The 7,690-nt window shown below is 64.3% G+C and carries 7 protein-coding genes and 3 pseudogenes; 9 read left to right on the forward strand and 1 reads right to left on the reverse strand.

All coding sequences use genetic code 11. The features are described 5' to 3' along the window. From ACG00X_RS22930 to ACG00X_RS22950, 5 genes and pseudogenes are all read left to right on the forward strand, one after another. Positions 1 to 118, forward strand: a pseudogene (locus tag ACG00X_RS22930) (IS5/IS1182 family transposase); the annotation flags it as partial. A gap of 201 nt (positions 119 to 319) precedes the next feature. Then, complete coding sequence (locus ACG00X_RS22935; protein ID WP_394491968.1) at positions 320 to 751, forward strand: hypothetical protein; 432 nt, start codon at positions 320 to 322, stop codon at positions 749 to 751. Beyond that, complete coding sequence (locus tag ACG00X_RS22940; RefSeq protein WP_394491970.1) at positions 748 to 1,218, forward strand: hypothetical protein; 471 nt, start codon at positions 748 to 750, stop codon at positions 1,216 to 1,218. Before ACG00X_RS22935 ends, ACG00X_RS22940 begins: the two co-directional genes overlap by 4 nt. Further along, a complete protein-coding gene (locus ACG00X_RS22945; RefSeq protein WP_394491972.1) occupies positions 1,218 to 1,505 on the forward strand; it encodes a type II toxin-antitoxin system RelE/ParE family toxin in 288 nt (95 codons plus the stop codon). Before ACG00X_RS22940 ends, ACG00X_RS22945 begins: the two co-directional genes overlap by 1 nt. Positions 1,506 to 1,783: 278 nt before the next feature. Further along, positions 1,784 to 2,134, forward strand: a pseudogene (locus ACG00X_RS22950) (DUF4158 domain-containing protein); the annotation flags it as partial. A gap of 56 nt (positions 2,135 to 2,190) precedes the next feature. Here the strand turns inward: ACG00X_RS22950 and ACG00X_RS22955 are convergent. Continuing rightward, positions 2,191 to 2,367: pseudogene (locus ACG00X_RS22955) on the reverse strand (DDE-type integrase/transposase/recombinase); the annotation flags it as partial. 447 nt (positions 2,368 to 2,814) lie between these two features. Here ACG00X_RS22955 and ACG00X_RS22960 point away from each other — a divergent pair. The 4 genes from ACG00X_RS22960 (at position 2,815) to ACG00X_RS22975 (ending at position 7,689) form a co-directional block, all read left to right on the forward strand. Next, positions 2,815 to 3,519 (forward strand): aspartate/glutamate racemase family protein, encoded by a 705-nt coding sequence (locus ACG00X_RS22960; protein WP_394492018.1) that lies wholly within the window; start codon positions 2,815 to 2,817, stop codon positions 3,517 to 3,519. Next, positions 3,516 to 4,442 carry a DMT family transporter gene (locus ACG00X_RS22965; protein ID WP_394491974.1) on the forward strand — a complete coding sequence of 309 codons (927 nt, stop codon included), beginning with the start codon at positions 3,516 to 3,518 and terminating at the stop codon, positions 4,440 to 4,442. Before ACG00X_RS22960 ends, ACG00X_RS22965 begins: the two co-directional genes overlap by 4 nt. Then, positions 4,439 to 5,299, forward strand: coding sequence for a serine O-acetyltransferase EpsC (gene epsC, locus ACG00X_RS22970; RefSeq protein ID WP_394491976.1), 861 nt, complete (start codon positions 4,439 to 4,441; stop codon positions 5,297 to 5,299). The genes ACG00X_RS22965 and epsC overlap by 4 nt, the downstream gene beginning before the upstream one ends. A gap of 257 nt (positions 5,300 to 5,556) precedes the next feature. Next, entirely contained in the window at positions 5,557 to 7,689 is a 2,133-nt protein-coding gene (locus ACG00X_RS22975) for a TonB-dependent receptor plug domain-containing protein (protein WP_394491978.1), read from the forward strand. Position 7,690 lies beyond the last annotated feature (1 nt).

Genomic DNA, 7,690 nt, shown 5'->3' on the forward strand with positions numbered 1-7,690 from the left:
GCTGGCCGCGTTTGGCAAGCTGCGCATCCGGTTTGAGCGCGCCGTCGAGACTCATGTGGCGCTGTTGAGCTTGGCCTGCTGCGTCATCTGTTGTCGCGCCTTGCCGGAATTTTGTTAGCGGCTCTTAACCGTGTAGTGAGAGATGCCCGACATGCGCGCATAAGCGGGTCGCCGCCCACGCTGAAGAACTTCCGGCCGGACTGGCTTGCAACAGACGTTATGTCGAGCAGCCATACGCTGCAGCAAGTCAGATGATTGCAAAAACTTAGTATTTGCAATACACTATACTTGTACCTTGCGATGCAATAGGACTTCGACCATGAACACTGCAGCAGCGACCGCCAGCTACTGGGACCGATGGGAGACTAAGGCCCTGACCGCCGGCGTGCCGGCGCACCTGGCCAGCCTTGGGCGCGAGCTGATGCGCGACCTGGCGCAGCACACAGCGGGCGAGATCCGCTGCCTTGGCCACGAGGGCGACGGCGACAAGATGATCGCGATGGCCCTGGCCGCGCCGGTCACGATGGAGCTGCGCTTCGCCTCGGACCTGCGCACGCCGGTCGGCGTTTCGGGCCGCGTGGACCCGGAGGTCTACGAGCTGCTGGTCGCGCGCCTCGGCGGCGCTGCCGTGCTCGATGCGGCGCTGGCCAGCGAGAAGGCCGCGCACGACGCTGCAGCTCGCTCGGTGCGCACCCATCGCTTCTTCAAGGATGCCTCCGGGCGCATGACCATGGAACGGATCTCGGCATGAGCGCTGAAACCATCGACCACACCACCCTGACGCGCCTGGTCGAAGCCCAGGCCGTGCGCGCTGCACACGTCATCGGCCAGCCGGGCGGCTGGAGCATCGTCGTCAAGTACGGCATGACTGAGCGGCCGCTGGCGGCCACGCGCAGCCGAGAGGTCCGCGTTTTCAAGAAGTTCGAGACGCTGGTCGGCTACCTCAAGGACCTGGGCGTGAGCAGCTTCGATGTGAACGCAGCCGACTACGACCCGGCGGGCGGCAAGACGGTTGCGCGGCCCGACCAGTCGGCCGCGCTCAAGCGGGCGCACGAGGCTGCCGCGCATGACAAGTGGTTCCGGGCGCAGGTGGCAGAGGCCGTCGCCGAGGCGGACGCGCCTGGCGCCGAGTGGATTCCGCACGAGGTGGTGAAGGCTGACATGGCGAAGCAGCGCGCTGCCCTGCAGAAGCGCATCGCCAAGGCCGCCGGCAAGTGATGCAGTTGCTATGGACGCCGCGCTCACGTCGGCAGCGAGAAGCAGCCATCGACTACATCGCAGAGCAAGACCCGATCACTGCGCTGGCCGTGCTCGACCGGATCGAGCAGCAGACAGACGTGCTCCTGCAGGAGCCAGAACTCGGCCGGCCAGGTCGAAAGCAAGGCACGCGCGAGCTGGTCATCAGTCGCACGCCGTTCATCGTCGTCTACCGCGTTAGGCCCAAGGCCAAGCGCATCGAGCTGCTGACGCTGCTGCATGGGTCGCAGCAGTGGCCAGCGGCGTGACGCAAATCCATCAGGAGAGATCCATGACCACTCCAGCTACCTCGCTTCAATCCGCGTTCGACCAAGCGAACGCCTCCCTGGGGTCCTCTTGTTCGTCGTGCGTTTTAGGACGGTAGCTGGACCCAGCATTCATGCGGGTTTGCGGGGTGGTGCATCGCGGCAGCCCGCATGAATGCTGGGTTTTCTGACCCCCTGTGACGGTTGGAGTTGGCCTGTCATTGTCGGCGGCAGGCCGGGATGTAGAGTCGCCTCCCTCAGTACAGCGAGGAGAGGACGAGGTGGAGCACTGGCGAACGCCCTACCTGGGCTTGCGCGACATCCCGCATGGCCTCGACGATTTCGAGCTGACCTCCTTCTTTTCCTACGACGCCGACGAGCGGAGATGCATCGCCGCGCGCCGGCAGCCTATGCACCGGCTGTCGGTCGCCCTGCACATCGGTTTCATCCGGATGACGGGTAGAACGCTGGACGCCTTCGAGCGTGTGCCCAAGAAACTGTGGACGCACATCGCGCAGCAGATCGGCGGAACCCCTCCGGAGATCGCCACGCTGCGCGCGCTGTACTCGCAGAACAAAGAGCGGGTTCGCCGAGGGAGACAGAAAACCCAGCATTCATGCGAGTTGCAGCGAGGCACCACCCCGCAAACCCGCATGAATGCTGGGTCCAGCTACCGTCCTAAAACGCACGACGAACAAGAGGACCCCAAGATCAGGCCCGCTTTCTTGCTCGGATGGCGCTTGAACCAGGCCATGCGCAGCGCGTCGATGACCAACTCGCGTGTCATGTCTTGCCTCAGCGACCAGCCCACCACCTGACGGCTGAACAGGTCGATCACCACGGCCAGGAACAGCTCGGACTCCTCAGCGCCTGGGACGAATGCGTACGGGTACTCGATGAGCTAGACCGCGCAAGACCGGGCTGGGAGTCCGTCCTGGACTTGAACGAGCTCTTCCCCGGATGCATCGCCTTGTTCGCTGGCTTTGGCTTGCACTACCGACGGGAAGGCGACGGTGCATATGTCGACATTCCCAGCACTCCAGAGACAAGTCCGGAGAAGGCCATGCTGCGTCGACTCGGTTTGGCGTAGCACCTCCGAAGCGCGCTACACCTTCGAAGAACATGCAGGTGAATATTTCGCCGGCCGCGTGTGGCTCTGCTCGTACTCGCGGTGCCAGGTCTTGACATACCATCGCATCAAAATAAACGTTAGACCAGTGGCCAACTTGCGGCATCTTGCGCCGTAGCTGTCTGCTGTGACCTCCTAGCGAGGCCGCGGACGCGAATGTCCTGGTCAAGGGAGTACTCTTTGATGAAAACAATCGGCCTAATCGGTGGGCTGAGCTGGAAAGCCACGCTCTACTACTACGACTATCTCAACGAGCTCGGTAACCGACATTTGGGCAAGTCTCACTCGCCCCACATAGTGGTGGATAGCCTGGATTTCGAGCGCGTGGCCCAGTTTCTGCGCGATGGTGATGACAACGCTCTGGTTGACTATCTAGGCCATTCTGTACAGCGACTGTTGGCCGCGGGAGCGGACGCCGTCACCATCTGCTGCAACAGTGCTCACAAGGTGGCTACGAGGCTGGCCGAGTGTACCGGCTGCGCGCTCATCGACATCCGTCACGAGGTGGTTGCCGACCTCCAGTCGCGGGGCATTTGCGAAGTACTGCTACTGGGCACCTTGTTCACGATGGAGGAGCGCTTCTATCAGGATGTCCTCGAGGCCGCCGGCATTCGCTGCCGGACCCCGGACGCCGCCGACCGCGCTTACATCAATGAAGTCATCATGAAGCAGCTCAGCGTTGGCATCGTTAGCGAGGAGTCGCGCGAGCGCTTTGTGGCGATTGGACGGAAGGCCTGCGACAGCGGTGCACAAGCCGTGCTGCTGGCCTGCACCGAGCTACCGCTGCTGGTGGGCGCGGAGCACTTTGACGTACCGGTGGTTGATGCGTCGTTAGTGCATGCGCGCGCAGCGTTTAAGCATGCCGCTCGAGCAGGGGCCGCCAAATGACTGGTGCCTATGTCCGCATGGCGCTGGCCATGCTTTTGGTGGGCAGCTACCTGGTTGCGAGCAAGATCATTCTCCAGTTCGTGCCCCTGTTCACTGCCGCGTTCGCGCGCCAGGCCTTGGCTTTTGTGGCGCTCGCCGGCTGGCTGGCCTGGAAGCGTGCGCCCGTTTCCATTGGTGGTGGACGGGACCGCTGGGTCCTGCTGATGCAGGCCTTTGTTGGTGTCTTCCTCTACAGCGTGCTGTCGCTTTACGGCGTGCAATGGATCTCGGGTGTCGCGGCCAATGTACTGATGGCTCTGACGCCCGCAGCGGTGGGCCTGGTGGGCCTGCTGCTGTTTCGCGAGCGCATGGGTAGCGCCGAGTCGTTGTGCCTGGTCCTGGCGGTGTGCGGGGCCGTTATCACGCAACTGGGCGATGAGTCAGGCCAGCTCGGAGGCTCCACCTTCAAAATCTGGCTGGGCGCGGGGCTCATCGTGCTTTCGGTTTTCTCCGAGGCGGTGTTCCTGACCTTCGGCAAGATGCTGCGCCAGCCCCTACCGTCCACTGTGCTGTCCTTGGTGCTCACGCTCCTCGGATCGCTGATGTTCCTGCCCTTCATGCTCTATGAGGTCCCTCACTGGCGGGCCTCGACCGTGCCTTGGTATGTGTGGGGGCTGATGCTCTACAGCGGCGTGGCCATTACGGCCCTCGCTGTGGTCCTCATGAACAGCGCAATGAAGGTGGTACCCACGACTTCAGCGGCGGTTTTCACCGCCTTGATTCCGCTCAGCGGCGTCGGCCTGTCCGTGCTGCTTCTCGGTGATGCCTTGCGCTTCCAGCACGTCCTGGGGGCCGCCCTTGTGCTGGGGGGCATGTTGTTTTCTGTGTTGCGCCAGCAATCAAGACAGGGACAAGCTCGATCCATGGAAGGAGGGGGTGCATGAATGCGGTTGTGACCACGTCTCATCTCGAGACTTGCTTGAGTCAGGCCCAGCCGCCGATGACTCACTTGCTGGAAAGCATGCGCGCGGAATTGAGGGCAGGCGAGGCGAGGAATCAGCTCGTACAGAAATGCCTGCAGCGCTACTTCGAGCACAGCGACAGCATAGCCGATGGGTTGGCTGTGTTGCTGGCGGACCGCCTGGCGCTGCCCCCCATATCTGCGGAGAACCTCATAGATCGGTTCTCGCAGTGCTATGACGAGGAACCCACGCTCATCGAGACCATGGCGGGTGATCTGTTGTCGGCTGCCCAACGAGATCCTTCGTCGAATGGCCTCTACATGCCCTTTCTCTTCCACAAGGGCTTTCACGCCCTGCAGGCGCACCGCTTGGCTTCCTGCTTGTGGCACAAGGGGCAGCGTGATGACGCCTTGCTGATCTCCAGCCTCTGCGCCACGCGCCTGTCGGTGGACATTCATCCGGGCGCCCGCATCGGCCCTGGCGTTTTCTTCGACCATGGAGACGGCCTGGTGATTGGCGAGACGGCCGTGCTGGGCGCTGGCTGCACGGTGCTGCACGGTGTGACGCTGGGCGGCACGGGCAAGCAGCGCGGCGACAGGCATCCCAAGGTCGGCATGGGCGTGCTGATCGGCGCCCATGCCTGCATCCTGGGCAATATCCACATCGGCAACTACTCCCGCATCGGCGCTGGCGCTGTGGTGCTGCGTTCCGTGCCGGAGCGGCATTTGGCGGTCGGAACGCCGGCCATGAACAGGCCCATTTCGATCTTGGGCGATGCGCCGGCAGAGACCCTGGACCACAGCTATCCCGGCTGCGTGGCGGATTACGACGAGCTCTGACGCCGCCTGAGTGCGGGCCGCAAGGGCGGCCCGATGCCATGCAGGATGTGGCAACGGTACAGCGCCTTCGCAGGTGCGCTGGCCGTATTGCGCCCGCTCCATGAGCCTGTTTCAGGCCGAGCCATGCTCTGCCGTTGGCGCGCTCCGACGACATCTAAAACTTGAGGTAGAGGTGTACTGTGGGAAAGAAGTGCAATTCGATTCGCAAGCGCGGACAAGTGCTTGCGCTTGTTCCACTCCTGGCAAACCTGCCAAGTGTGACCGCAGCCCCGGAGGCGGCTCCGGTCGTTGATGCGCCCAAGGTGGAGGCCAGTGCAGCCGCGCCGACGACCCTCGACCGGGTTGAAATCAAAGATACCGCCGCGAGCGACCGGCGGGTTGCCAATGCCGTCAAGGTGCAGGTGAGCCGTGAGGACTTCATGCGCCTCGGCGCCAACACGCTGGCGGATGCGCTGCAGCGCATTTCGGGCGTGACGGTCGTCCGCGAGCCTGGCAAAGAAGCGGAGCTGCGCCTGCGCGGTCTCGGCAACGGCTACACGCAGATCCTTGTCAACGGGGACCCTGCCCCGCCGGGCTTCTCCATCGAATCGCTGGCGCCCGATCTCGTCGAACGCGTGGAGATCCTCCGATCCGCGACCGCCGATACCGGCGCGCAGGCGATCGCCGGGACGATCAACATCATCCTGCGCAAAGCGCGAGCCGGCGCGCCCTTGCAGCTGAGGCTGTCTGCGGGCCCGACGGCAGGCTTGATGAACGGCCAGGCCTCGCTGGACTGGTCCCAAGCCTCAGGGGCGTGGAAGTGGGGTCTGGGTGCCTCCCTGGCCGGCGGGCGCAATGCCTGGCACGCAGCGTCCGCGATCGACGGCTTTGCGCCGGAGCAGACCTACCGCTATGCGCTGGCCACGGAGGAGCGCGAAGAGAAGTACATCGCAGGGCTGACGCCCAACCTGGGCTGGAAGTCCGCTTCCGGTGACAGCCTGTCACTGGCCGGACTGCTCCAGGCCACGCGCAACGTGTATGCCAACGACGACGCGCGCACACGCCTGTCCGGCGATGCGCCCGAATTTGCCAGCGATTCCCTGGACAGCACCGACCGCGCACGCCTGGCGCGATGGACCGCTCAATGGAAGGGAGCGCTGAGCCCGGAGAGCCGGCTGGACGTCAAGCTGACGCTGTCTTCCAACAGCCGTGACCTGGACGCCCTCTTCGTCGGCCGTGACGCGCAGGCCGCCCCCCGGCTCACCCGCACCGTGGCCTCGCACATGCGCGACGACGCGAACACCCTGTCGGGCAAGTACGCCCTGGATCTTGGCGATGACCACACCCTGGGCCTTGGATGGGACCTGCAGGCGGGCAAGCGCTCCGAGCGGCGCGTGCAGGACGAGACCGGCACGGAAGGCTACCCCAGCCTGGACCTCGATGAGGACTACTCCGCGCACATCACGCGTGCCGCGATCTTTGCCCAGCACGAATGGACCATTGACAAGCAGATGTCCGCCTACGCCGGTCTCCGTTGGGAGGGCTTGAGAACGCGGACGGAGGGTGCCGCGCTGGACCCGGTGACGGTGTCGGCGAGCGTCTTCAGCCCGGTGGGGCAGCTCATCTGGAAGCTGCCTGGCAGCCGCTCCGACCAGCTCCGGATTGCTCTGGGGCGCACCTACAAGGCCCCGACACCGCGCCAGCTGGTACCAAGGCGCTGGGTGGTGAGCCAGAACAGCCCCACCTCCCCGGACTTCCGCGGCAACCCAGCGCTGCATCCGGAACTGGCCTGGAGCCTTGACCTCGCCTTTGAGCGCTATCTGGCGCACGACGGGCTGCTGGGACTGTCTGGTTATGCGCGAGACATCCACGGCGTGGTGCTGCAGCGGATCCATCAGGAAGATCAGACCTGGATCCAGTCCCCGGTGAATGCGGGCCGGGCCCTCGTCCTGGGGCTGGAGGGTGAACTGAAGGGACCGCTGCGGGACTGGCTCCAAGGTGCGCCAGACATGGACCTCCGCCTCGGGGCGACGCGCAACTGGTCGCGGGTCCATGACGTGCCGGGGCCGGGCAATCGCCTGGGAAGCCAGCCTTCCGCCACGCTCACCCTGGGAGCGGACTGGCGTGCCAGCAAGGCGCTGACGCTGGGATCGTCTTTCGTCTATGAGCGTGGCGGTTATGTGCGCACCTCGCTGGCCCAGTCCACGAGCAGGGGCAGCAACCGACTCCTGGACCTGTATGCCGCCTGGCGCCTGAACCCGAGCACCAAGTTTCGGGTCGCGGCTACCAACGTGCTGGCGCGTCCCTACAGGAGCTGGACCCAGTACATGGGTGAAGGCTTCGGGGAAACCATGCAGACGACTCTTTCGAACCCGGCCTCGCTTCGCGTGCAGCTGGAAATGACCCTCTGAG

Source organism: Pelomonas nitida, assembly GCF_043555975.1.
Taxonomy (GTDB): domain Bacteria; phylum Pseudomonadota; class Gammaproteobacteria; order Burkholderiales; family Burkholderiaceae_C; genus Pelomonas; species Pelomonas nitida.

Bases quoted from the DNA above. Each gene is read 5' to 3' on its own strand.
- ACG00X_RS22935 (WP_394491968.1), top strand. From the start codon at position 320: ATGAACACTGCAGCAGCGACCGCCAGCTACTGGGACCGATGGGAGACT.
- ACG00X_RS22940 (WP_394491970.1), top strand. From the start codon at position 748: ATGAGCGCTGAAACCATCGACCACACCACCCTGACGCGCCTGGTCGAA.
- ACG00X_RS22945 (WP_394491972.1), top strand. From the start codon at position 1,218: ATGCAGTTGCTATGGACGCCGCGCTCACGTCGGCAGCGAGAAGCAGCC.
- ACG00X_RS22960 (WP_394492018.1), top strand. From the start codon at position 2,815: ATGAAAACAATCGGCCTAATCGGTGGGCTGAGCTGGAAAGCCACGCTC.
- ACG00X_RS22965 (WP_394491974.1), top strand. From the start codon at position 3,516: ATGACTGGTGCCTATGTCCGCATGGCGCTGGCCATGCTTTTGGTGGGC.
- epsC (WP_394491976.1), top strand. From the start codon at position 4,439: ATGAATGCGGTTGTGACCACGTCTCATCTCGAGACTTGCTTGAGTCAG.